General features: G+C 63.2%; 20 protein-coding genes. 16 read left to right on the top strand and 4 right to left on the bottom strand.

The genetic code is table 11. The features are described from left to right. Nucleotides 1–38: 38 nt before the first annotated feature. The 4 genes from OU993_RS16610 to OU993_RS16595 form a co-directional block, all read right to left on the bottom strand. Nucleotides 39–2129, bottom strand: a complete 2091-nt coding sequence (locus OU993_RS16610) for a TRAP transporter permease (RefSeq protein WP_268159257.1) — start codon at nucleotides 2127–2129, stop codon at nucleotides 39–41. A 94-nt stretch (nucleotides 2130–2223) separates the two neighbouring features. After that, nucleotides 2224–3225, bottom strand: a complete 1002-nt coding sequence (locus OU993_RS16605) for a TAXI family TRAP transporter solute-binding subunit (protein WP_268159255.1) — start codon at nucleotides 3223–3225, stop codon at nucleotides 2224–2226. 163 nt (nucleotides 3226–3388) lie between these two features. Next, nucleotides 3389–4093: a response regulator transcription factor gene (locus OU993_RS16600; RefSeq protein WP_268159254.1), complete on the bottom strand. Its 705-nt coding sequence runs from the start codon at nucleotides 4091–4093 to the stop codon at nucleotides 3389–3391. Beyond that, a complete protein-coding gene (locus OU993_RS16595; protein ID WP_268159252.1) occupies nucleotides 4090–6012 on the bottom strand; it encodes a PAS-domain containing protein in 1923 nt (640 codons plus the stop codon). The genes OU993_RS16600 and OU993_RS16595 overlap by 4 nt, the downstream gene beginning before the upstream one ends. A gap of 193 nt (nucleotides 6013–6205) precedes the next feature. Here OU993_RS16595 and OU993_RS16590 point away from each other — a divergent pair, with 193 nt between their 5' ends. From OU993_RS16590 to OU993_RS16515, 16 genes are all read left to right on the top strand, one after another. After that, entirely contained in the window at nucleotides 6206–8173 is a 1968-nt protein-coding gene (locus OU993_RS16590; RefSeq protein ID WP_268159250.1) for an AMP-binding protein, read from the top strand. A gap of 29 nt (nucleotides 8174–8202) precedes the next feature. Further along, nucleotides 8203–8997 carry an ABC transporter ATP-binding protein gene (locus OU993_RS16585; protein WP_268159699.1) on the top strand — a complete coding sequence of 265 codons (795 nt, stop codon included), beginning with the start codon at nucleotides 8203–8205 and terminating at the stop codon, nucleotides 8995–8997. A gap of 42 nt (nucleotides 8998–9039) precedes the next feature. Then, nucleotides 9040–10026, top strand: coding sequence for a branched-chain amino acid ABC transporter permease (locus OU993_RS16580; protein WP_268159248.1), 987 nt, complete (start codon nucleotides 9040–9042; stop codon nucleotides 10024–10026). Between the two features lie 4 nt (nucleotides 10027–10030). Continuing rightward, the gene (locus OU993_RS16575) at nucleotides 10031–11107 is read left to right on the top strand and encodes a branched-chain amino acid ABC transporter permease (RefSeq protein WP_268159246.1); all 1077 of its coding nucleotides are present in this window, start codon (nucleotides 10031–10033) and stop codon (nucleotides 11105–11107) included. An 80-nt stretch (nucleotides 11108–11187) separates the two neighbouring features. After that, nucleotides 11188–12474 carry an ABC transporter substrate-binding protein gene (locus tag OU993_RS16570; RefSeq protein WP_268159244.1) on the top strand — a complete coding sequence of 429 codons (1287 nt, stop codon included), beginning with the start codon at nucleotides 11188–11190 and terminating at the stop codon, nucleotides 12472–12474. Between the two features lie 75 nt (nucleotides 12475–12549). Beyond that, nucleotides 12550–13374, top strand: coding sequence for an ABC transporter ATP-binding protein (locus tag OU993_RS16565; RefSeq protein WP_268159242.1), 825 nt, complete (start codon nucleotides 12550–12552; stop codon nucleotides 13372–13374). A 26-nt stretch (nucleotides 13375–13400) separates the two neighbouring features. Next, complete coding sequence (locus OU993_RS16560; RefSeq protein ID WP_268159240.1) at nucleotides 13401–14570, top strand: phenylacetate--CoA ligase family protein; 1170 nt, start codon at nucleotides 13401–13403, stop codon at nucleotides 14568–14570. 129 nt (nucleotides 14571–14699) lie between these two features. After that, nucleotides 14700–15884 (top strand): acetyl-CoA C-acyltransferase, encoded by a 1185-nt coding sequence (locus OU993_RS16555; RefSeq protein WP_442792990.1) that lies wholly within the window; start codon nucleotides 14700–14702, stop codon nucleotides 15882–15884. 4 nt (nucleotides 15885–15888) lie between these two features. Beyond that, the gene (locus OU993_RS16550; protein ID WP_268159236.1) at nucleotides 15889–17031 is read left to right on the top strand and encodes an acyl-CoA dehydrogenase family protein; all 1143 of its coding nucleotides are present in this window, start codon (nucleotides 15889–15891) and stop codon (nucleotides 17029–17031) included. 24 nt (nucleotides 17032–17055) lie between these two features. Beyond that, nucleotides 17056–17829, top strand: a complete 774-nt coding sequence (locus tag OU993_RS16545; RefSeq protein WP_268159234.1) for an enoyl-CoA hydratase — start codon at nucleotides 17056–17058, stop codon at nucleotides 17827–17829. A 3-nt stretch (nucleotides 17830–17832) separates the two neighbouring features. Further along, the gene (locus tag OU993_RS16540; protein WP_268159233.1) at nucleotides 17833–18600 is read left to right on the top strand and encodes a 3-hydroxyacyl-CoA dehydrogenase; all 768 of its coding nucleotides are present in this window, start codon (nucleotides 17833–17835) and stop codon (nucleotides 18598–18600) included. Between the two features lie 10 nt (nucleotides 18601–18610). Next, nucleotides 18611–19774 carry an isovaleryl-CoA dehydrogenase gene (locus tag OU993_RS16535; RefSeq protein WP_268159231.1) on the top strand — a complete coding sequence of 388 codons (1164 nt, stop codon included), beginning with the start codon at nucleotides 18611–18613 and terminating at the stop codon, nucleotides 19772–19774. A 42-nt stretch (nucleotides 19775–19816) separates the two neighbouring features. Beyond that, nucleotides 19817–21421 (top strand): carboxyl transferase domain-containing protein, encoded by a 1605-nt coding sequence (locus OU993_RS16530; protein ID WP_268159230.1) that lies wholly within the window; start codon nucleotides 19817–19819, stop codon nucleotides 21419–21421. 21 nt (nucleotides 21422–21442) lie between these two features. Then, nucleotides 21443–23395 (top strand): acetyl/propionyl/methylcrotonyl-CoA carboxylase subunit alpha, encoded by a 1953-nt coding sequence (locus OU993_RS16525; protein ID WP_268159228.1) that lies wholly within the window; start codon nucleotides 21443–21445, stop codon nucleotides 23393–23395. Continuing rightward, on the top strand, nucleotides 23388–24245 hold the full coding sequence (locus OU993_RS16520; RefSeq protein WP_268159226.1) for a hydroxymethylglutaryl-CoA lyase: 858 nt from the start codon (nucleotides 23388–23390) through the stop codon (nucleotides 24243–24245). The genes OU993_RS16525 and OU993_RS16520 overlap by 8 nt, the downstream gene beginning before the upstream one ends. Then, on the top strand, nucleotides 24242–25030 hold the full coding sequence (locus tag OU993_RS16515; protein ID WP_268159225.1) for a crotonase/enoyl-CoA hydratase family protein: 789 nt from the start codon (nucleotides 24242–24244) through the stop codon (nucleotides 25028–25030). The genes OU993_RS16520 and OU993_RS16515 overlap by 4 nt, the downstream gene beginning before the upstream one ends. Nucleotides 25031–25042: the final 12 nt, after the last annotated feature.

Here is a 25042-nt window from a genome sequence, read left to right as displayed (position 1 = left end):
GTTGCCGCGGGCGGGTGGCGCCGTGCCTGTGACGGGGCTCAATCGGTCGTGGGTTCGCTGCGGTTTTTCCGGCCCAGAAGCTGTCGGACGACGATCGGCGCGGCGAGCAGCAGCCCGATCACGGTTGCCGTCAGGTCCGGGGCGACGAGCAGGATTGCCGAAAAGACAAGCGCGATCCGTTCGAACCAGAAAAGGGGCGCAAACAGCCAGTTCGAGACGGCCGCCGCCAGCGCGATGATGCCGAGGATGGTACCGCCGAAGGCCAGGAAAAAGTTCCCCCAGGTGAAGTCTGCCGTCACCAGCAGAAGCGCAGGCTGGAAGGCGAAAACGAAGGGCACAAGCGCCTTGCCCATGCTGAGGCGAAACGCGGTATTGCCGGCCTTGAAGGCATTGGCCCCGGCAATGCCAGCGCCGGCATAGGCTGCCATGGCAACGGGTGGTGTGACGTCCGCCAGCACGCCGTAATAAAAGACGAAGAAATGGGCGACCAGTTGTTCGACCCCCAGCATGCCAAGGATCGGTGCTGCCACCGCCACCATGATGATATAGTTCGCCGTCGTCGGAATGCCGCATCCCATCAGGATGCAGACGACTGCCGTCAACATCAACGTGAAGAGCAGGGTCAGCGTCGGGACGCCCATGATCTCGAAGGGAAGAATGCTCAGCATGCCGTGCACCGATCCCGCCCAGTCCTGCGCGACGCTCGTGACCATGTAGGCGATCTTGAAGCCGACGCCGGTCAGCGTCACGACGCCGATCACGACACCGACCAGGGCGGCAGCGGCGGTGACCGACAGCGATTGTTTGGCGCCGAGGATGAAACCTTCCCACACCCCGTGTGCCGTGCCGGCCAGGCCGCCGAGCATGCCTTGCGCGCGCACCTGCTGGATCAGGAGCACACCGACGCAGGCGGTGATGGACCAGAAGGCGGCGGCAAAGGGCGTGCGGCCGGAGAGCAGCACGGCGACCAGGATGATCAACGGAATGACGGTCAGCCAGCCTTCCTTCAGCACCTTCCAGGCATTGGGCAGTTCTGCGGCAGAAAGGCCGCGCAGGCCAAGGCGCTTGGCTTCCAGATGCACCTGCACCAGCACACCGAAGAAATGCATGAAGGCCGGCACGAGGGCAGCTGTCAGAATGGTGGTCAGCGGTAGGCCGAGATATTCGATCATCAGGAAGGCGACGGCGCCCATGACTGGCGGAGTGATCTGACCGCCGGTGGAGGCGGCCGCTTCGACAGCGGCAGCGAAATGGCGCGGGTAACCGATACGGATCATTGCGGGAATGGTCAGCGCCCCGGTGGTGACGGTATTGGCGATCGACGAACCGGAGATCGAGCCGAGCAAGGCTGATGACAGAACCGATACCTTGGCAGGACCGCCAGCATAACGCCCGGCAAGCGCCGATGCGATGTCGATGAACAACTGGCCGAGGCCGATGCGCGTCGCCATCACGCCGAACAGCACGAAATGGAAGACGTAAGTCGCGATGACGCCAAGTGCCGTGCCGTAGATGCCCTGCGAGGTCAGGTAGAGATGGTTGACGATATTTGCCCAGCTTGCGCCCGGATGCACGAGGATACCCGGCATCGATTTGCCGTAATAGGCATAGGCGATGAAGAGGATGGCGATCACCGGAAGCGGCCAGCCCATGGATCGGCGCACGGCTTCGAGCAGCGCCACAATCAGAACCGTGCCCATGATGATATCGATGGGCAGTGGATTGCCGACACGGAAGGCCAGTTCGCTGTAGATCCACGGAACGTAAAGCGCGGTCACGAGGCCGGCGATCCCAAGCAGCCAGTCAATCAACGGCAGGCCGAAGGGGGCAAAGGCACCCGGCCGCGTTTCCTTTTTGCCGAAAGCGGAAAAGCTCAGGAAAACCACGAGCAGGGTGACGCCGAGATGCAGGCCCCGATGGACCGTGGCCTGCGGAATGCCGAAACCCGCCGTATAGAAGTGGTAGCAGGACAGCAGGAACAGGATCGTTGCCGTCGCGACCGTCAGAGGCCAGGCCAGAATGCGAAACCGCAATTCGGGATCATAGGTTTCTTCGATCGCCTGCAACTCGTCCGCCGACAGATGGCGGACCTCATCCGAGGTCTCGGCCTTGTTTTTATCATTCGTCATGAGACCCATCTCCTGCTAACCAAAGACAAACAGGGCCGCGCAGCTGCTGCGCGACCCCAATCCGGTTGGATGCCGTGGCGGCATCTGCCATTGCTTATTTGAGAAGCCCGGCTTCCTTGTAGAATCTCTCAGCACCCGGGTGCAGCGGCACGCCGATGCCGTTCAATGCCGTTGCCTTGGTGATCGACTTGCCCTTGGCGTGGCCGGCATCCAGCTGCTTGCGGGTGCTGTCGTTCCACAGCGCCTTGGTGATGCCGTAGATCAGCTCTTCCGGCTGGTCTGCGCTGGTAATCCACTGTGCGCCGACCGACAGCGTCTTCACCGCATCGGGATTGCCTTCATAGGTGCCGCCCGGAACGGTATCGGAGGCAAAGAAGCTGTATTTTTCGCAGATCGACGGCGCTTCCTCGCAGGTGATCGGCACCAGCGTGACCTTGTGCTGGCTGGCCAGTTCGGCAATAGCGCCGGCCGGGAACCCGCCAACGAAGAAGAAGGCGTCCATGGCGCCGTCGCGCATGCGGTCGGCAGCCTGGTCCGGCTTCAGGAATTCGGCGGTCACATCCTGTTCCTTCAGGCCATAACCTTCCAGGATGATGCGGGCGTCGACCAGCGTGCCGGAGCCCGGCTCGTCAAGCGAAACCCGTTTTCCCTTGAGGTCCTTGACGCTCTTGATGCCCGACGCGGCGCTGGCCACGAGGTGAATGCTTTCCGGGTACAGGTTGGCGATGGTCCGCAGCTTTTCGACTGCGGGCTTGCCCTGCCAGATACCGGTTCCCGAATAGGCCCAGGTCGCCACATCCGACTGGGCAAAACCGGATTCCAGCGAGCCGCCGGCAATGGCGTTGATGTTGGCGACGGAGCCATTGGACGACAGCGCCGAAGCCACCAGACCCGGAACGCCGCAGGAGCCGCCCTTGTCGCAGCTGCGCGAGCCGGGCGGGCTGGAGATCGCATTCGCCAGAAGACCGCCGATCGGATAATAGGTGCCGGCCGTGCCACCGGTGCCGATCCTGAAGAAGGACATCTCCTGTGCACTGGCTGAGACCGCCAGGCCGAGGGCGAGCGCTACGCCCGCGAGGAATTTAACGTGTTTCATGGCCGTTCCTTCTCCTTGGATTGTTTGTTATCGGGGCAAGGTAGAACGCTTTGCTAGGTTCGGCAACCTTTTGAACATAATTTTGCCGAAGTCTGACGCGCCGCGTCACAGGCTCTTTTGCCGCGCCTATCGTCGTTTTCGATATCTCGTCTGGCGGGAGCCATCATTCCCAGTGAACATCGCCAAGGAAGATGTAACCGGCGCCGTAGATCGTCTTGATCAGCGCCGGGTTCTTTGGGTCCTCGCCGAGCTTTGTGCGCAGGCGGGAAATGCGCACATCCATGGCGCGGTCGAAGCTTTCCCCGGCTGCCCCGCCCAGCGCCTCCTGCATTTGCGTTCGGGAGATCAGCCGGCGCGGACGCTCCAGAAACAGCCGCAGCACCTGACCTTCCGCATTGGAGAACGAGACCTGCTCGCCGGTTTCGGAGACAAGCGTGTAGCTGTCGAAGAGGGCCGTCCAGCCGTCGAAGCGGGCAATCTGGGTCGTCCGCTCTGTGGCCTGTCGACCCTTGCGCAGGCGGGCACGCACCCGCGCGACGATTTCGGCCGGCTCGAAGGGTTTGATGATGTAATCATCGGCACCAAGCTCCAGCCCCATCACCCGGTCCTGCACCTGGGCCCGGCCCGAAATGATGATGATCGCCGCACCAGAATCGAGCGCCAGGCGATGAACGAGCAGCAGCCCGTCGCGATCCGGCAGGCCGAGATCGACGAGGCAGACATCCGGCACACAGCGTTTCAGGGCGGCCTCGAATTCGCCGGCGCGGGCAAAGGTCATGGTGCGGAAGCCGGCTTCGGTAAGGGCATCCGAGAGGACGGCGCGGATCTGCGGTTCGTCATCAAGGATTGCGACGAGCGGTTCGGTCATCCGGCCACCCCCGCGAGGAAATGGGCAAGAGCCCGGTCATCGAAGGGTTTTGGAAGAAGCGGGAACCGCTCTCCGGCGGCCCTGCGCAGCAATGCGGCAGCGGGAAGCGAGGTCATGACGCCCACCGGCAGCTTCCGCCGGGTGCTGAGGCTTTCGGCGAGTTCCAGTCCATTGCGTGTTCCCTTGAGGTGGAGATCGGTGAGCACCATGTCCAGTTCCGGCAGGTCGGCCAGGTTTTCGGCTTCGTCGGCATTCGCCGCTTCGACGACGGAATGGCCGAGCGATCGCAGCATGTCGCGCACGCTTTCGCGGATATCGTCATTGTCTTCGACGAGAAGAACCAGCTGTTGCCGGTCGGCGAGAACCGCCTCGCGATAAGGAACCCGCAGCTCCACCCGCGCGCCGCCCTCCGGCCGGTTCTCCAGCCGCACCGTGCCGCCGGCAATCGTTGCCTGATCATAGACCATCGATAAGCCGAGCCCGGAGCCTTCGCCGCCTTTGGTGGTGAAGAAGGGATCGAAGGCATGCGCCAGCGCCGTTGGCGAAAAGCCGGAGCCGGTATCGGAGACCGAAAACTCCACCCAGGTATCGTGAATGCTACGGGCGCGAATGTCGATCGCGCCGGGCGCAGCACCAATCGCATCCTTGGCGTTCAAGATGAGGTTCAGCAGCGAATCCTGCAGCGCGCCGGCATCCAGCACCAGCGGCTTCACGAATTCGGCGCTTTGCACGCAGAGCGTGACATGATCCGGCAAGGCGGGACCTGCCAGCAGGCAGAGATCCTTGAGGAAACGCGGCACATCCACCGGTTCGGGGCGTTGTGCCTTCTGGCCGGACATCGAGGCGATGCGGTCGATGAGCGTGCCGCCCCGGCGTGCGGCGGCAAGCGTGCCGGTGACAAGATCCGCCGCGCCCGGCGGCAGCTCCATCTGCTCCAGCCGCGATTGCAGGCCGAGGATCACCGTCAGCAGGTTGGCGAAATCATGCGCGAGGCCGGAGGTCAGCTGCGCGGCAAGCTCCCGTTTGCGGGTCTGCAGCACGGCAGCGCGCGCCTGGCTTTCTTCGGTAATGTCCGTGGACAGGATATAGACGCCGTTGATCGGCCCGTCGCCGATCCGATCGGGATTGAACGCGGTACGAATGCGCCGGCCGGATTCCTCGTCGGTGAACTCGCAGACGGAGGATTCGCCCTCAAGTGCCCGCAAAAGGTGCGGTTTGATGCGGGCGAAGGAGGCAGCTCCCAGCGCCTCGTAACCGGTCAGCCCGATGATGTCGGAGGGGCGGCCGGGTATGACGGAGGACAGGCGGCGATTGGTATAGGTGTAACGGAGTTTGCAATCGACATGGGCGATATGGGCCGGCATCATTTCCGTGGTCAGGCGCGTGCGCGCCTCCATCTCGGCCAGCTGGTTTTTCGCCGCCTGCAGCGCCGTATTGGCAGCTGACAGCTCGCGGATCGTCTCGGACAGGTGTTCGGTGTTCGACAGCAGCTGTTCGGACAGTTCGACCGAGCGTGTGCGCAGCATTTGTTGCTGGGTTCTCACCTCGGTAATGTCGGTATAAACCGTCACCCAGCCGCCCTGCGGCAGCGGAAACCCTTCGACCGAGACCCAGCGGCCGTTCGAGCGCAGCCGTTCCATGTAATGCGGCGCAAAAGCCTGGGCTGTGCGCACACGCTGGCGAACCGCCTCGTCCTCGTCGTCCACCGGGCCATATTCGCCCCGCTGCACGAGAAGGCGGATCGTTTTTTCGAAGCTCACGCCCGGCGTGACATAGGCATCCGGCAGATCGAACATCACCTGATAGCGGCGATTGCAGACCGCAAGTTTCAGCTCGCTGTCGAAGATCGACAACGCCTGGTTGATCAGGTTCAGCCCCGTTCGCATGAGGCCGTTATGCTCCTCCCCGGATATTGGCATCCGAACTCTCCCTGATCCATCGCTAGCATCCGGGATCGTGCCGGGAAAGAGCCAATGCACGGTTGTTACAATTCGTTAGGTTTTGGAAAAACTGGCGAAACGCTTCACGCTGAAGTTCTCCCCCATGAACGAAGACCGGCGCAAAGACCGGACACGCTCATGCCCGAACAAAGGGCACAAGGGGAGGACATTCATGACCGATCAAGAGCCCGTGGCGGGCCTTGTCTCCATTCCGGCCTTGATGGCACGCAATGCGCGAACGCTGCCGCATCGTGCGGCCTATCGCGAAAAGGAATTCGGGATCTGGCAGGTCTGGAGCTGGCAGGAGGCCCATGCCGAGACGCGGGCGCTTGCCATGGGTTTTCTGGCGCTTGGCCTGAAGCGCGGCGATTTCGTCGCCGTCGTCGGCCGCAACCGTCCCTCGCTTTATTGGTCGATCGTGGCAGCACAGATGTGCGGCGCCGTTCCGGTGCCGCTCTACCAGGATGCGGTTGCCGAAGAGGCGGAATATGTGCTCGAACATTGCAGCGCCCGCTTTGTCGTCTGCGGCGACCAGGAACAGGTCGACAAGGTGATCGAGGTGCAGGAACGCATCCAGTGCATCGACCAGGTCGTTTATGTCGACAAACGCGGCATGCGCAAATACGACCATTCGCGCATGAATGCGCTGGCCGACGTGCTGACCGAAGGCAAGGCGGCACATCATCGTTTCGAGGCGGAACTCGATGCCCGCATCGCCGCCATCACCTATGACGATCCTTGCGTGATGCTCTATACCTCGGGCACGACCGGCAAACCGAAGGGTGTCGTCCTCTCCAATCGCAACATCATCGAAACCTCGCGCAATACCTGCGATTTCGACCGGCTGACCTCGTCGGAGGAAATCCTCGCTTATCTGCCGATGGCCTGGGTGGGCGACTTCATCTTTTCGATGGGCCAGGCGATGTGGGCGGGTTTCTGCGTCAACTGCCCGGAAAGCGCCGCCACCATGATGACGGACCTCAGGGAAATCGGCCCGAGCTATTTCTTCGCACCGCCGCGGGTTTTCGAAGGTCAGCTGACCAATGTGATGATCCGCATGGAGGATGCCGCACCCTTCAAACAGTGGCTGTTTCGCACCTTCATGGCGCATGCGCGCAAAGTGGGCCCGGCAATGCTCGACGGCAGGCCGGTTTCCTTCACGGACCGTCTGCTTTACCGGCTGGGCGATCTCATGGTCTACGGACCGCTGAAGAACACGCTCGGTTACAGCCGCATCCGCGTCGGTTACACGGCGGGCGAGGCGATCGGCCCGGAGATTTTCGATTTCTACCGCGCGCTCGGCATTAACCTCAAACAACTCTACGGCCAGACGGAAGCCAGCGTCTTCATCACCCAGCAGCCCGATGGCGAGGTGCGTTCCGATACCGTCGGTGTGCCGTCGCCGGGTGTCGAGGTGAAGATTGCCGAGACCGGCGAGGTCTTCTACCGCAGCCCCGGCACCTTCGTCGAATATTTCAAGAACCCGGACAGCACCGCCTCCACCAAGGATCCGGAAGGCTGGGTCGCAACCGGCGACGCCGGTTTCTTCGAGCCGCAGACGGGGCATCTGCGCATCATCGACCGCGCCAAGGATGTCGGCCGCATGGCGGATGGCAGCCTGTTTGCCCCGAAATATGTCGAGAACAAGCTGAAATTCTATCCCAATATCCTGGAGGCTGTGGTGTTCGGCGCCGGGCGCGACCGCTGCTGCGCCTTCATCAACATTGATCTTACGGCGGTCGGCAACTGGGCGGAACGCAACAATATCGCCTATTCAAGCTACCAGGAACTCGCCGGTCACCCGCAGGTCTACGAGATGATCCGCGGCCATGTGGAGGAGGTGAACCGCTCGGTCGCCGCCGACAGCATGCTCGCCGGCTGCCGGATCCACCGTTTCCTGATCCTGCACAAGGAGCTGGATGCCGATGACGGCGAACTGACCCGCACCCGCAAGGTTCGCCGCAACATCATCGCCGACAAATATGCCGATCTGATCGCCGCCCTCTACGATGGCTCGACGGTGATCAGCACCGAGACGGAAGTCACCTATGAGGATGGCCGCAAGGGCGTGCTGAAGGCAACGCTGAAGATTGCCGATGCCGCAACCCTCGCCACCGTCGAGCGGAGGGCGGCCGCATGAACGCGCAGATCCCGCTTTCGAGCTACACCATGACGGCGGACGGCCGGAAGATCGGCGCCGTCCTGATGGAAATGAAGAACATCACGCTGCGCTTCGGCGGCGTGAAGGCCATCACCGATATCAGCTTTGACATCCGCGAGGGCGAAATCCGCTCGATCATCGGCCCGAACGGCGCCGGCAAGTCCTCGATGCTGAACGTGATTTCGGGCTTCTACGTGCCGCAGGAAGGCGAAGTCTGGTTTCGCGGCGCGCGCCGCCCGCAGATGAAGCCTTACGAGGTGGCGCGCCAGGGCATTGCCCGCACCTTCCAGAACATTGCTCTCTTCGACGGCATGAGCGTGCTCGACAACATCATGACCGGCCGCCTGACACTGATGAAAACCGGTCTGCTGGCGCAGTCTTTCTGGTGGGGTTCTGCCGAGCGCGAAGAGACGGCGCATCGCGAAAAGGTCGAGAAGATCATCGATTTCCTCGAAATCCAGGCGATCCGCAAGACACCGGTCGGGCGGCTTCCCTATGGTCTGAAGAAACGTGTCGAACTGGCGCGCGCGCTCGCCGCCGAACCGAAACTGCTGCTGCTCGACGAGCCGATGGCCGGCATGAATGTCGAGGAGAAGGAGGACATGTGCCGCTTCATCCTCGACGTCAACGACGAGTTCGGCACGACGATCGCGCTCATCGAGCACGACATGGGCGTCGTCATGGACCTCTCCGACCGGGTGGTGGTGATGGATTACGGCAAGAAGATTGGCGACGGCACGCCCGACGAGGTGCGCAACAACCAGGCGGTTATCGATGCCTATCTGGGGGTGTCGCATGAGTGATCATCGGTATGGCCATGTGAGCACGACAGGGAGGGCTTTCTGATGCCGGAGACTGTCTTTTACGCCCTCGAGGTGATGCTGAACGGCCTGATGGCAGGCATTATGTATGCGCTCGTCGCGCTCGGCTTTGTGCTGATCTTCAAGGCGAGCGGCATCTTCAACTATGCGCAAGGGGTGCTGGCGCTGTTTGCCGCGCTGACGCTGGTCGGCATCATGGAAGGCCAGGTGCCCTTCGCCCACCTGATCAACGCGATCTTCGGGACCAGCTTCCACACCTTCGGCTTCAAGGTGCCGGCCCTGGTCGCGATCCTGATCACCGCGGCAATCATGACGCTGCTCGCAGTTCTGGTGGAACGCTACATCCTGAAGCACCTCGTCAACCAGGAGCCGATCATCCTGTTCATGGCCACCATCGGGCTTGCCTATTTTCTCGAAGGTTTTGGCGACGTGATGTGGGGTTCCGACCTGAAATCGCTCGATGTCGGGCTTCCCAAGGGCATTGACGAGACGATCGAGAGCCTGACCAGCGACTGGTTCGGTTATGGCTTCTTCATCGACCGTCTGGATATCGTGGCGGCCATCGTCGCTGCCCTGCTGGTGGCGGCGCTGACCCTCTTCTCGCAATATTCCAAGCAGGGCCGCGCGCTGCGCGCCGTGGCGGACGATCACCAGGCGGCACTTTCGGTCGGCATCTCGTTGCGCTTCATCTGGGTGCTCGTCTGGTCGATTGCCGGCATCGTGGCGCTGGTCGCCGGCATCATGTGGGGCTCGAAATCCGGCGTGCAGTTCAGCCTGTCGCTGATCGCGCTGAAAGCCCTTCCGGTCCTGATGCTCGGCGGTTTCACCTCGATTCCCGGCGCCATCGTTGGCGGCCTGATCATCGGCATGGGCGAAAAGCTCTTCGAATTCCTGATCGGCCCGCTGGTCGGCGGCGCCACCGAAAACTGGTTCGCCTACGTGTTGGCGCTCGTCTTCCTCGTCTTCCGGCCGCAGGGCCTGTTCGGCGAACGCATCATCGAAAGGGTGTGAGATCATGCTGTACCGTGAGGCCGGTGATTTCAAGACAAGCTATGTGGCCGACAGCCAGACCTTTCCGATCAAGTTCGACCGCATCCGCTATTACATCGTGGTGGCGATTGCCTTCGGCGTGGTGCCCTTCCTGATCAATGATTACTGGGCAAACGCGGTCTTCGTGCCGTTCCTCATCTATGCGATCGCGGCGATCGGGCTCAACATCCTGACCGGTTACTGCGGCCAGGTCAGTCTCGGCACGGGCGGTTTTATGGCGGTCGGTGCCTATGCCTGCTACAAGCTGATGACGGCCATGCCGGACGTGCCCTTCGTCATCCATGTGGCTCTCGCCGGTTTCATCACCGCCGGTGTCGGCGTGTTGTTCGGCCTGCCGAGCCTCCGGATCAAGGGCTTTTATCTGGCGGTTGCGACGCTCGCCGCACAGTTCTTCCTCGTCTGGCTGTTCAACAAGGTGCCGTGGTTCTACAACTACTCGGCCTCGGGCCAGATCACCGCACCGGAACGTATGATGTTCGGCATCGCGGTCACGGGGGCAGGAACCCCGGCCTGGGCCAAATACCTCTTCTGCCTGATCATCCTCTTTGCGCTCGCCTGGCTTGCCCGCAACCTGACGCGTGGTTCCGTCGGCCGCCGCTGGATGGCGATCCGCGACATGGACATCGCCGCCGAGATCATCGGGGTGAATCCGCTCACGGCGAAACTCTCGGCCTTCGCCGTCTCGTCCTTCTATATCGGCATTGCCGGCGCGCTGTTCTTCTCGGTTTATCTCGGCGCGGTGGAAGTGGGCGAGGCCTTCGGCATTCAGAAGAGCTTCCTCGTGCTGTTCATGATCATCATCGGCGGTCTCGGCTCGATCTTTGGCAGCTTTGCCGGTGCGGCCTTCCTGGTTCTCCTGCCGGTGCTCCTGAAGAACATCCTGGTCGGCCAGTTCGGCTGGGCGACCGATCTTGCCGCCCATATCGAACTGATGATCGTCGGCGGCCTCATCATCTTTTTCCTGATCGTCGAGCCGCATGGGCTGAACCAGCTCTGGCGGGTGGCGAAGGAGAAACTGCGCCTGTGGCCATTCCCGCATTGAGCGGAGGCCGGAAGTGAATGCCGCGGCTCGAACAGTCGCGGATCGGAATGTGAATTCATCTTTGTCTGGGAGGAAATGAGATGAAGAAAGCGCTTGCAGCCCTGGCGGCCGCCACCATGCTGATGACCAGCATGCCGGCTTCCGCGGATCTGATTGTCCCCAACCTGTCCTACCGCACGGGGCCCTATGCGCCCGGCGGCATTCCTTATGCCGATGGCTTCAACGACTATTTCACCCTGCTCAACCAGCGCGATGGCGGCATTGGCGGGGAAAAGGTTGTGATCCGCGAATGCGAAACGGCCTATAACACCGAAAAGGGCGTCGAATGCTATGAGGCGACCAAGGGCGGCGGCGCGCTCGTCTATAACCCGCTGTCGACCGGCATCACCTATCAGCTGATCCCGAAGACCGCAGCCGACGGCATCCCGCTCTACACGCCGGGTTATGGCCGTACCTCGGCCGCCAATGGCAAGGTCTTCGAATGGGTGTTCAACTATCCTTCCAACTACTGGGACGCAGCGAGCGTCGCCATCCGTTACCTGCTCAACGAGAACAAGGGTGACCTGAAGGGCAAGAAGATCGCGCTCGTCTACCACAACTCGGCCTATGGCAAGGAGCCGATCCGCACCCTGACGGAACTCTCAAAGAAACACGGCTTTACCCTCGTACAGGTGCCGGTTGATCATCCGGGTCAGGAGCAGAAGAGCCAGTGGCTGCAGATCCGTCGCGAAAAACCGGATTACGTGGTGATGTGGGGCTGGGGCGTGATGAATGCCGTGGCCATCCAGGAGGCGGCCAACATCAACTATCCGATGAAGAACTTCATCGGTGTCTGGTGGTCGGGTTCGGAAAACGACGTTCTACCGGCCGGGATGGGCGCAGATGGCTACAAGTCGCTCGCCATGCACGGCACGGGCATGGACTACCCCGTCTACCAGGACATCAAGAAATACGTGATCGACGCCGGCAAGGCGAGCGGTGCTGGCGATCAGGTCGGTTCGGTTCTCTATTCGCGCGGCATGTATGCGGCGCTGGTGATCTCTGAAGCGATCCGCAAGGCACAGGCGATCTCCGGCAAGGCGGCGATTACCGCGGCCGATCTGCGCAACGGTTTCGAACAGCTGGAAATCACCGAGGCGCGCATGGCCGAGCTTGGCCTGCCGAAATTCGGCCAGCCCTTCAAGGCCACCTGCGCCGATCACGGCGGACCGGGTGCGGCCCTGATCCAACAATGGGATGCCAAGGCGAAGAAATGGAGCCTCGTCACCGATTTCATCGCGCCGGATGACGACGTGCTGACGCCGCTGATCATGGAGGATTCCGCGGCTTACGCGAAGGAAAATAACATCGCCGAACGCTGCAAGTAAGCCGCACATGAGCCTTCGGCTGCCCCGGATGATCCGCCGGGGCAGCCCCAAAAACCTCTCGCCGGGACGATACCCATGCTGAATGCCACAACCACCGACCAGACGCTTCTGGAGGTCAACAATATCGAGGTGATCTACAACCACGTCATCCTCGTGCTGAAGGGCGTCAGCCTGTCCGTGCCCAAGCGCGGCATCACGGCGCTGCTCGGCGGCAATGGCGCCGGCAAGACGACGACGCTGAAGGCGATCTCCAATCTCCTGAAATCCGAACGCGGCGAGGTGACCAAGGGCTCGATCGTCTATCGCGGCGACCGCGTGCAGGACCTGTCGCCGGCCGATCTCGTCAGCCGCGGCGTCATCCAGGTCATGGAAGGGCGCCACTGCTTCGAGCATTTGACAGTCGAGGAGAACCTGATGACCGGCGCCTATACGCGCCGCAGCAGCAGCGCCGAGATCCGGCGCGACCTCGACATGGTCTACACCTATTTCCCGCGGCTGAAGGAGCGGCGCAAATCGCAGGCCGGGTATACCTCCGGCGGTGAGCAGCAGATGACCGCGATCGGCCGGGCTTTGATGAGCCGGCCGGAAACCATCCTGCTCGACGAACCCAGCATGGGGCTTGCCCCGCAACTGGTCGAGCAGATCTTCGAGATCGTCAAGGCGGTCAATGAAGGGGAGGGGGTGACCTTCCTTCTCGCCGAGCAGAACACCAATGTCGCGCTCCGCTACGCCCATTACGGCTACATCCTGGAAAGCGGGCGTGTGGTGATGGACGGACCGGCCAAGGACCTGCGCGAGAACCCGGACGTCAAGGAATTTTATCTCGGCATGTCGGACAAGGGGCGCAACAGCTTCCGTGATGTCCGAAGTTATCGTCGCCGCAAACGGTGGCTGGCATGAGCGCGGCAGAGGCAAGGACATCGACCATGAGCCATTTCGATCACCTCGAAACCCGTTCGCAGGACGAGCGCGAAGCCGACCAGTTGAAAGCGCTCAACAGCCTTTTGGCCCGGCATGGGCAGGCGCCGCTGGAAGTGCTGTCGGAACTCTCCAACCTGCCGGTTCTGCGTAAGGCGGATATTTCCGAACGTCAGAAGGTCAAGCCGCCGTTCGGCAACCTGCCGGTGGGCAACATTGTTCATTATTTCCAGTCGCCAGGGCCAATCTATGAGCCGGGCGGCGTGAGCCATGACTGGTGGCGCATGGGCCGCTTCCTGCATGCGCTCGGCGTCGGTCCCGGTGATATCGTCCACAACTGCTTCGGTTATCACCTCACCCCGGCCGGCATGATCTTCGAAAACGGCGCGCGGGCCGTTGGCGCGGCTATTCTGCCGGCTGGCACCGGCCAGACGGAACTGCAAGTGCGCGCCGCCGCCGATATCGGCACCACGGTCTATGCGGGCACGCCGGATTACCTGAAGGTGATCCTAGAAAAGGCGGAGGATATGGGCGAACAGCTGAAGATCCGCCGGGCGGCGGTCTCCGGGGGTGCGCTTTTCCCGAGCCTCAGGCAATATTACGCTGAGCGCGGCATCCACTGCCTGCAGGTCTACGCAACGGCGGATCTCGGCAATATCGCCTATGAATCGCCGGCCATGGAAGGGCTTATCCTGGATGAGGGCGTCATCGTCGAGATTGTGCGGCCCGGTTCCGACCGCCCCGTGCCGGATGGCGAGGTGGGCGAGGTGGTCGTCACCTCGCTCAACCCTGATTATCCGCTGGTGCGCTTCGCCACCGGCGATCTCTCGGCCATCCTGCCCGGATCAAGCCCCTGCGGGCGCACCAACCGCCGGATCAAGGGCTGGATGGGCCGCGCCGACCAGACAACGAAGATCAAGGGCATGTTCGTACGTCCTGAACAGGTGGCGCAACTGGTTGCCCGCCACGATGAGATCGCCCGAGCCCGGGTGGTGGCGAGCCGCGAGGGCGAGATGGACGTCATGACGGTGCAGATCGAGACGCGCGCGACGAACCCGGCGCTCTACGAACAAAGCATCGTGGCGACCCTCAAGATGCGCGGTCAGGTGGAGCTTCTGCCGCCGGGTGCCTTGCCGAACGACGGCAAGGTGATTGAGGATCGCCGCAGCTATGATTGAGCCCGGCTTTCGTCGGATAAGGGAGCGGCGAAGCGTCGCCCCCCTGTTCGCCTCGCGCAGAGAGGCTTAGATCTGTCATCGGGAGATGAGGCATGGGGGCTGCGGCCCTCATGGCAGGAGGAGAAGATGATGCGGCATGACGTGGTCATTGTCGGTGCGGCAAGAACGCCGATGGGCGGGTTTCAGGGCGCTTTGGGCACCAAGACGGCGGCGGAACTCGGCGCGGTCGCGATCTCAGCGGCGTTGGAACGGGCTGGGCTCGAGACTTCCGGCGTCGACGAGGTCCTGATGGGCTGCGTTCTGCCGGCCGGTCAGGGCCAGGCGCCGGCGCGTCAGGCAGCGCTCGGTGCGGGCCTGCCGGTTTCCACACCCGCCTCCACCGTCAACAAGATGTGCGGTTCCGGCATGAAGACGGTGATGATGGCGCATGATGCGATCCTCGCCGGTCAGGCGGATGTGATGGTCGCCGGTGGCATGGAGAGCATGTCGAATGCGCCGTACCTGCTCGACCGAGCACGCGGTGGCTATCGCATGGGCCATGGCCGGGTGATCGACCACATGTTCCTGGACGGTCTGGAGGATGCCTATGACCGTGGCCGGCTGATGGGCACGTTTGCGGAGGATTGCGCCGAGGACTATCAGTTCACCCGCGAGGCGCAGGATGCCTATGCGCTGCAGTCTCTGTCGCGCGCAAAGGCCGCCATTAGCGAAGGCCGGTTCGCCGGCGAGATCGCCGCCGTTCCTGTTGCCGGCAAGGGCGGCGCCACGACTGTTTCCATTGACGAACAACCCGGCAATGCACGGCCCGACAAGATCCCGCAGCTGAAGCCGGCCTTTCGTGCGGATGGCACGGTCACGGCCGCCAATTCATCTTCGATTAGCGATGGCGCGGCGGCCCTTGTCCTGATGACCGCAGACGAGGCGGAGCGGCGGGGGCTTTCGCCGCTCGCCCGCATCATCGGCCATGCCAGTTACGCCAACGAACCGCGGCTTTTCCCGACCGCGCCCATCGGCGCCATGACAAAACTCTTCGAACGGACAGGCTGGTCGGCGGGCACGGTGGACCTGTTCGAGATCAACGAGGCCTTTGCGGTGGTGGCCATGGCCGCCATGCGCGATCTCGATCTGCCCGCCGACAAGGTCAACGTCAACGGCGGCGCCTGCGCGCTCGGCCACCCAATCGGCGCGTCTGGTGCGCGCATCCTCGTGACGCTACTGGCCGCGCTGAAGGCCCGTGGTGGCCGGCGCGGCGTGGCAAGTGTCTGCATCGGCGGCGGCGAAGCGACCGCACTTGCGCTTGAGACAATGGATTGAGCCCATGGATTTTTCACTGACCGAAGAACAGGCCGCCATCCGCGAGATGGCCGAAAATTTCGCCCGCGACGAGATCGCACCTCAGGCGCTGGAGTGGGACCAGGCAAGGCATTTCCCCGTCGATGTGATCCGTAACGCCGCGGCCCTTGGGCTCGGCGGCATCATGGTCTCGGAAGAGCATGGCGGCTCCGGTCTTGGTCGGGTCGAGGCCGTGCTGATCTATGAGGCGCTGGCAACTGGCTGCGCGGCGATTTCCGCTTATCTGTCGATCCACAACATGGTCGCCACCATGATCGATAAACATGGCAGCGCAGCGCAGAAGACAAGCTATCTGCCGCGTCTTTGCGCCGGCGAGATCCTCGCCTCCTATTGCCTGACCGAACCCGCCTGCGGCTCGGATGCCGCGGCCCTCACCACGCGTGCCGAACGCGATGGCGACGACTATCTGCTGACCGGCCAGAAGATGTTCATCTCCGGCGCCGGCGCCACCGATCTCTACGTGGTGATGGTCCGCAGCGGCGGGCCGGGGCCCAAGGGCATCTCGGCCTTCCTGGTCGAGAAGGGCGCAGACGGCCTCACTTTCGGGGCGAACGAAAAGAAGATGGGCTGGAATGCCCAGCCGACCCGTACCGTGATGCTCGACCGCGTGCGGGTGAAAGCGGATGCCATGCTCGGGCCGGAGGGCGCTGGCTTCAAGCTCGCCATGGAGGCGCTCGACGGCGGACGCACCTCGATTGCCGCCTGCTCGCTGGGTGGTGCACAATCGGCCTTCGACAAGGCAGTTGCCTATACCGCCGAACGCAAGGCCTTCGGCCAGAAGCTCAACGAGTTCCAGGCCCTGCAGTTCGCAATCGCCGAAATGGCGACCGAGCTTGAGGTGTCGCGCACCTTTCTGTGGCGGGCGGCAGCCGCGCTCGACGCAAAACTGCCGGAGGCAACGCGGCTTTGCGCCATGGCCAAAAAGCATGTGACGGATGCCGGTTTCGAGGTTGCGAACCGCGCGCTGCAATTGCACGGTGGTTACGGCTATCTGGCGGATTACGGCGTGGAGAAGATCGTCCGCGACTTGCGCGTCCACCAGATCCTGGAAGGCACGAACGAAATCATGCGCCTCATCATCGCGCGCTCGGTTCTCTCCGAGGTGTGAGCGAGGCCGGCAGAGGAGATCCCCATGAGCTATGAGACCATTTTGACCGAACGGCGCGACCGCGTCCTGCTGATCCGCCTCAACCGGCCGGAAGCGCTGAATGCGCTGAATGCCACGGTCACCCGCGAACTGATTGCCGTGACGGCGGAGGCCGATGCCGATCCGGAGATCGGCTGCCTTGTGCTGACCGGTTCGGAAAAGGCCTTTGCCGCCGGCGCCGACATCAAGGAAATGCAGGCGCTGACCTTCCAGGACGTGGCGGTGGCGGACCGGTTTGCCGAATGGTCGCTGTTTACCGGCCGCCGCAAGCCGATCATCGCAGCCGTCGCCGGTTTTGCGCTTGGCGGCGGTTGCGAACTCGCCATGATGTGCGATTTCATCCTGGCCGGCGACACCGCCAAATTCGGCCAGCCGGAAATCAAGCTCGGCACCATTCCGGGCATGGGTGGTTCGCAGCGGCTGACCCGTTTCGTCGGCAAGTCGAAGGCAATGGACATGGTGTTGACCGGTCGCATGATGGATGCGTCGGAAGCCGAGCGCTGCGGTCTCGTCAGCCGCGTTTTCCCTGCGGCCGATCTGGTTGAGGAGGCGGTGAAGGTCGCCGCCGTGATCGCCGGCATGTCGCAACCGGTCGCCGCCATGGCCAAGGAAGCCGTCAACCGCGCCTTCGAGACCACGCTTGCCGAAGGCCTGCTGCTGGAGCGCCGTCTGTTCCAGTCCACCTTCGCCTTGGAAGACCGGGCGGAAGGCATGAAGGCTTTCGTCGAGCGTCGTCCCGCCGATTTCAAGAACAGGTGAGCCATGGAGATTGCGGGGAGGAGTTTCATCGTCACCGGCGCGGCTTCCGGGCTTGGCGCCGCCACGACCGAGATGCTGGTATCAGCCGGCGCCCGGGTGGTGATCGCCGACCGGGATGAAGCGGCCGGTGCGGCAGCGGCTGCCCGGCTGGGGGAGGCGGTCCGCTTCGCTTTGACCGACGTGACGCGCGAGGAGGATGGCAAGGCGGCGGTGGCGCTTGCCGAAAGCGTCTTCGGCGGCCTGCACGGGCTCGTCAATTGCGCCGGTGTCGCGCCCGGCGAAAAGGTGTTGGGTCGCGAGGGCCCGCACCGGCTGGAAAGTTTTGCCCGCGCCGTTTCCATCAATCTGATTGGCACCTTCAACATGGCGCGTCTCGCCGCCGAAGCCATTGCAAAGTCCGCGCCGAATGCCGGCGGAGAACGGGGCATCATCATCAACACCGCCTCGATTGCCGCCTTTGACGGTCAGGTTGGCCAGGCGGCCTATGCGGCGTCCAAGGCCGGCGTTGCCGGCCTGACACTGCCGATGGCGCGCGAGCTTGCCCGTCACGGCATCCGGGTCATGACCATAGCACCCGGCATCTTTAAGACGCCGATGATGGCCGGCATGCCGCAGGAGGTGCAGGATTCGCTCGGCGCTTCCGTGCCCTTTCCGTCGCGGCTGGGAGAGCCTTCGGAATATGCAGCGCTTGTGCGCCACATCATCGAAAATGCCATGCTGAACGGGGAGGTCATCCGTCTGGATGGAGCGCTCCGCATGGCGCCAAAATGAGGAGGAACCCATGTTTCACGCCACGATGCGCTTTGATCTCGGGGAGGATGTCGCAGCGCTCCGGGAGACCGTTCACGCCTGGGCGCAGGAGAGGCTGAAACCGATCGCCGCCGAGGTGGATCGCTCCAACAGCTTTCCCAACAGTCTGTGGAAGGAAATGGGAGAGCTCGGCCTGCTCGGCATCACGGTCAGCGAGACCTATGGCGGTTCCGGCATGGGTTATCTCGCCCACACGGTGGCGGTGGAGGAACTCGCCCGCGCCTCCGCCTCGGTCAGCTTGTCCTATGGCGCCCATTCCAATCTCTGCGTCAACCAGATCAAGCTGAACGGGTCTGACGCTCAGAAGCAGAAATACCTGCCCGGACTCGTTTCTGGAGACCATGTCGGGGCGCTTGCCATGTCAGAACCCGGCGCCGGCTCGGATGTCGTGTCGATGAAGCTGAGGGCCACCAAGCGCAATGGCTATTACGTGCTGAAGGGCAACAAATACTGGATCACCAACGGCCCTGATGCCGATACGCTGGTGGTCTATGCCAAGACCGATCCGGAGGCGGGGTCCAAGGGCATCACCGCCTTCATCGTCGAAAAAAGCATGAAAGGGTTTTCCACCAGCCCGCATTTCGACAAGCTCGGCATGCGCGGTTCCAACACCGCCGAACTCATCTTCGATGATGTGGAAGTGCCGTTCGAAAACGTGCTGGGCGAAGAGGGCCGGGGTGTGCGCGTACTGATGTCGGGGCTGGATTTCGAGCGGGTCGTGCTGGCCGGCATCGGGCTCGGCATCATGGCCGCCTGCCTGGACGAGGTGATGCCCTATGTGGCGACCCGCGAGCAGTTCGGCCAGCCGGTCGGCAGTTTCCAGCTCATGCAGGGCAAGATCGCCGATATGTATGTGGCGCTGAACACGGCGCGCGCCTATGTCTACGAGGTGGCCAAGGCTTGCGACCGCGGCGAGGTGACCCGCCAGGATGCGGCGGGTGCCGTACTCTATGCCAGCGAACAGGCCATGGTGCAGGCGCATCAGGCGGTGCAGGCGCTGGGCGGCGCGGGCTTCCTCGCCGATAGCGTGGTGAGCCGCCTGTTCCGCGATGCCAAGCTGATGGAAATCGGCGCGGGAACATCCGAGATCCGCCGCATGCTGATCGGCCGGGAACTGATGGCCGCCATGGCCTGACGGTTCGCCGTCGTCCTTGCGTGCAACGGCTGGAGGAGCCGCATGAAACTGATATCCCACCATATCCCCGGCTCCGACAGCGCCAGGAAAAACCGCGCCGCGCATCTGGCCATGCTGGAGACGATCCGCACTGCGGCCACGCTGGCCACTGAGGGCGGTGGCGAAGAGGCAAAACGCCGTCATGCCGCGCGCGGAAAAATGCTGCCGCGCGAGCGCGTTGCAAACCTCATCGATCCTGGCTCGCCGTTTCTCGAAATCGGCGCCACGGCGGCGTATGACATGTATGACGGTGCGGCGCCTGCCGCCGGCATGATTGCCGGCATCGGCCGTGTCGAGGGGCAGGAGGTGATGATCGTCGCCAATGATGCGACGGTGAAGGGCGGCACCTATTACCCGATGACGGTGAAGAAACACCTGCGTGCCCAGGAGATTGCCGAGGCCTCGTATCTGCCCTGCCTGTATCTGGTGGATAGCGGCGGCGCCAATCTGCCGAACCAGGACGAGGTGTTTCCCGATCGCGATCATTTCGGCCGTATCTTCTTCAATCAGGCGCAGATGAGCGCCAAGGGCATTGCCCAGATCGCCGTCGTCATGGGCTCCTGCACGGCGGGCGGCGCTTACGTTCCGGCCATGTCGGATGTCTCGATCATCGTGCGTGACCAAGGCACGATCTTTCTGGCCGGCCCGCCGCTGGTGAAAGCGGCGACCGGAGAGGTGGTCAGCGCCGAGGATCTCGGCGGCGGCGACGTGCACACGAGGCTTTCCGGCGTGGCGGATTATCTTGCCGAGGACGATGCCCATGCACTGGCGCTCGCCCGCCGTGCCGTTTCGCATCTCAACCGGCACAAACCGCAGACGGTGCAATGGCAGGTGCCGGAAGAGCCGGCCTATGATCCCGACGAGTTGCTGGACGTGGTGCCGGCGGATCTGCGTACGCCCTATGATATCCGCGAGGTGATTGCCCGCGTGGTGGATGGCAGCCGGTTCGATGAGTTCAAGGCGCGCTTCGGCGAAACGTTGGTCTGCGGTTTCGCGCATATTATGGGCTGCCCGGTCGGCATCGTCGCCAACAACGGCGTGCTGTTTTCCGAAAGCGCGCAGAAGGGTGCGCATTTTGTCGAACTCTGCTCGCAGCGCGGCATTCCGCTTGTCTTCCTGCAGAACATCACGGGCTTTATGGTGGGCCGCAAATACGAGAACGAAGGCATTGCCCGGCACGGCGCCAAGATGGTGACGGCGGTGGCGACCACCGCGGTGCCGAAGATCACCATGCTGGTCGGCGGTTCGTTCGGCGCCGGCAATTACGGCATGGCGGGGCGTGCCTTTTCGCCGCGTTTCCTCTGGACCTGGCCGAATTCCCGAATTTCCGTGATGGGCGGCGAACAGGCGGCCGGTGTTCTCGCGACCGTCCGCCGCGAGGGGATCGAACGCAAGGGCGGCACCTGGAGCGCCGACGAGGAAGCGGACTTCAAGCGTCCGACGCTGGAGATGTTCGAGCGCCAGAGCCACCCGCTCTACGCCTCCGCCAGGTTGTGGGATGATGGCATCGTCGATCCGCGCAAGACGCGTGAGGTTCTCGCGCTGTCTTTGTCCGCCAGCCTCAACGCGCCGATCAGGGATACCCGTTTCGGCCTGTTCCGCATGTAACCGGGATCGGAGGACAAGACCATGTTTCGCAAGATCCTGATTGCCAATCGCGGCGAAATCGCCTGCCGCATCATCAAGACCGCCCGCAAACTGGGTGTCGCGACGGTCGCCGTCTATTCGGATGCCGATCGCCACGCGCTGCATGTCACCCTCGCCGATCAGGCGGTGGCGATCGGCGGTGCGGCCCCGAAGGACAGCTATCTGAAGGGCGATGCCATTATTGCCGTTGCCCTTGAGACGGGAGCCGAAGCCATTCATCCGGGCTATGGTTTTCTTTCGGAAAATCCGGATTTCGTCGATGCGGTGGAAAAGGCCGGCCTCGTCTTTATCGGCCCTTCGGCCAAGGCCATCCGCGCCATGGGGCTGAAGGATGCCGCCAAGGCGCTGATGGAAAAGGCAGGCGTGCCCGTGGTGCCCGGCTATCACGGCGACAACCAAGACGGCGGTTTTCTCGCCGAACAGGCGGGCCGCATCGGTTATCCGGTGCTGATCAAGGCAGTCGCCGGCGGCGGCGGCAAGGGCATGCGGCGTGTCGAAAACGCTGGGGAATTTGCCGATGCACTGCGGGCCGCCAAGGCCGAAGCGGCGAACGCCTTCGGCAATGAGGCGGTGCTGATCGAAAAATACGTCTCCGCCCCCCGTCACATCGAGGTGCAGGTGTTTGGCGACGGGCGCGACGCCGTGCATCTGTTCGAACGGGATTGCTCGCTGCAGCGCCGTCACCAGAAGGTGATCGAGGAAGCGCCAGCGCCGGGCATGACGGCTGCGATGCGGGAGGCCATGGGGTCGGCTGCGGTGCGGGCGGCAAAAGCCATCGGTTATTCCGGTGCGGGCACGATCGAGTTCATCCTCGATGGTTCGGAGGGGCTGCGCCCCGACCGTTTCTGGTTCATGGAGATGAACACCCGGCTGCAGGTGGAACATCCGGTGACCGAAGCCGTCACGGGTCTGGACCTGGTCGAATGGCAGTTGCTCGTGGCAAGCGGCGAGCCCCTGCCGCTGCGGCAGGAGGATATCCGCCTTATGGGGCATGCGTTTGAGGCGAGGCTTTATGCGGAAGATGTGGCAGCGGGTTTCCTGCCGGCCACCGGCAGGCTGGCGCATCTTTCCTTCCCGGAAAACTGCCGTGCCGATACCGGTGTGCAGAGCGGCGACGAGATCTCGCCCTGGTATGACCCGATGATCGCCAAGATCATCACCCACGGTCCGACACGGGATATCGCACTGTCGAAACTCGGCCGGGTGCTGGATGAAACTGAGGTGGCGGGCACCGTCACCAATCTCACCTTCCTCGCCGCCCTTGCGCGGCATAAAGGTTTTACGCGGGGCGAGGTGGATACCGGCCTGATTGGCCGCGACCTCGCGAGCCTCGTGCAAAAGCCGGAGGATGATCGGCTGGTATCTGCCATGGCCGCCGCGGCCGCTCTGCATGTCGCGGCGCTGCCCGCGCATCCGCTCACCGGCTTTTCGCTCTGGGCACCGCTCACGCAGCGCATCACGCTGGAGAAAGGCAGTGAGCGGATCGAGGTGGAGTTGATGTTGGACGGTCCGCAGACCGCCCGTCTTCGTGTGGGCGATCAGGAGTTCCGGGCCGCGCTCGATGGATGGCACTGGACATTGGCAGGAGAGGGCGGCCTAAAGGTGGTGGAAGCCGATGGCATCCATGTCTTTGCACAAGGCGCCACCGCAAGCTTCCAGCGGCACGACCCGCTGAACCGGGACGCGGCTGCGGGTATGGGCAGCGACGTGACGCTCGCCCCGATGCCAGGGCTGGTGCGCGCGCTGTTCGTGGCGGCCGGACAGGAGGTCGAAGCGGGCCAGCCGCTCTGCGTGCTGGAAGCCATGAAGATGGAACACACGCTGAAGGCCGCGCGCGCCGGGCGCGTGGCGGAGGTGTTTGTCCGCGAAGGTGTGCAGATCGCAGCCGGCGATCCGCTCGTGCAGCTCGAGCCGCAGGATTCTCCTCATGGCTGAGACTGTGGAAATCTACGAGGTCGGACCGCGCGACGGGCTGCAGAACGAAAAGCAGTTGATCGCAACGGCGGACAAGCTCGCCCTGATCGAAAAGCTCGCCGCCTGCGGTTTCAACCGTATCGAGGCCACCAGCTTCGTCAGCCCGAAATGGGTGCCGCAAATGGCCGACGCGGCAGAGGTTATGGCCGGCCTGCCGCGCCGCGCCGGTCTCGCTTACGCCGTGCTGGCCCCCAATCTGAAAGGCTACGAGGCGGCCCGTGCCGCCGGCGCCGACGAGGTGGCGATCTTCGTTTCCGCTTCGGAAGGCTTCAGCCGTGCCAATCTGAATGCCTCGATTGCCGAGAGTTTCGAGCGGCTGGCGCCGGTCGCGGAAGCGGTGCTGGCCGACGGGCTTCGCCTGCGCGGCTATGTCTCCGTCGTTACTGATTGCCCCTTTGACGGAAAGGTCGCACCCGCCCAGGTGGCCAAGGTGGCGTCCGACCTTGCCGCGCTCGGTTGCCATGAAATCTCGCTGGGCGAAACGCTTGGTCGCGGCACGCCGGAGGCCGTGCGCGATATGCTGGAGGCGGTGCTGGCGGAGATCCCGGCGGATAGACTGGCGGGCCATTTCCACGATACCGGCGGCCTGGCGCAGCAGAACATCGATGTGGCGCTCGACAAGGGTCTGCGTATCTTCGATGCGGCGATCGGCGGGCTGGGTGGCTGCCCTTATGCGCCCGGTGCGGCCGGCAACGTGGCAACGGAAGCGGTCGCCCGGCATCTGGCAAGACTGGGGTTTGGCACGGGCCTTGATTTCGACGCGCTGGATGAGGCGGCCGCCTTTGCCAAAAGCCTGAGGAGGGGAGCATGAGCGAAACGATCAAGGTCGATATCGATTCCCGCGGCATCGTTCAGCTTCGGCTGAACCGGCGGGAAAAACGCAACGCACTGTCGGCTCAGATGATCGCTGACCTGACCGCGTTTGCCGGCATGGCCGAGAGCCGTCGCGACTGGCGGGCGATCATTCTCTCCGGCGAGGGTGCTGCGTTTTGTGCGGGCGGTGATCTCGACTGGATGCGCCAGCAGATGGCGGCGGATCGCGAGACGAGGATGGCCGAGGCACGCAAGCTCGCCCATATGCTGGGGGCACTGAACAGCCTGCCGCAGCCGCTGATCGGCGCGATCCACGGCAGTGCTTTTGGCGGCGGCGTCGGCATGGCCTGCATCTGCGATCTGGTCCTTGCGACCCCCGACACCCTGTTCGGCCTGACCGAGACACGGCTCGGGCTGATCCCGGCCACGATCGGTCCCTATGTGGTGGCCCGGATGGGGGAGGGGCCGGCGCGGCGCGTCTTTATGTCCGGCAAACGGTTTGCGGCGCCGGAAGCCGTCGAACTCGGCATCGTTTCGCGGGTGGTGAACGACGGAACCCTGATGGCCGAGGCCCTGGCGGAGGCTGAACTGTACCTTGCGACGGCTCCGGGGGCGGTGGCATCTGCCAAGGCGCTCATCCGGTCCTTGTCCCGCAGCCTGAATTCTGGAAAGATCGAAGAAAGTATCATTGCGCTCGCCGATACCTGGGAACAGGATGAAGCACGGGAGGGCGTTGCGGCTTTTTTCGAAAAGCGCCGGCCCCGATGGGACAGGTCGACGTAAAAGGTCAGGCAG

The organism is Rhizobium sp. SL86, from assembly GCF_026672545.1.
Lineage (GTDB): Bacteria > Pseudomonadota > Alphaproteobacteria > Rhizobiales > Rhizobiaceae > Neorhizobium.
This window is presented reverse-complemented; position numbering and strand designations above follow the sequence as displayed.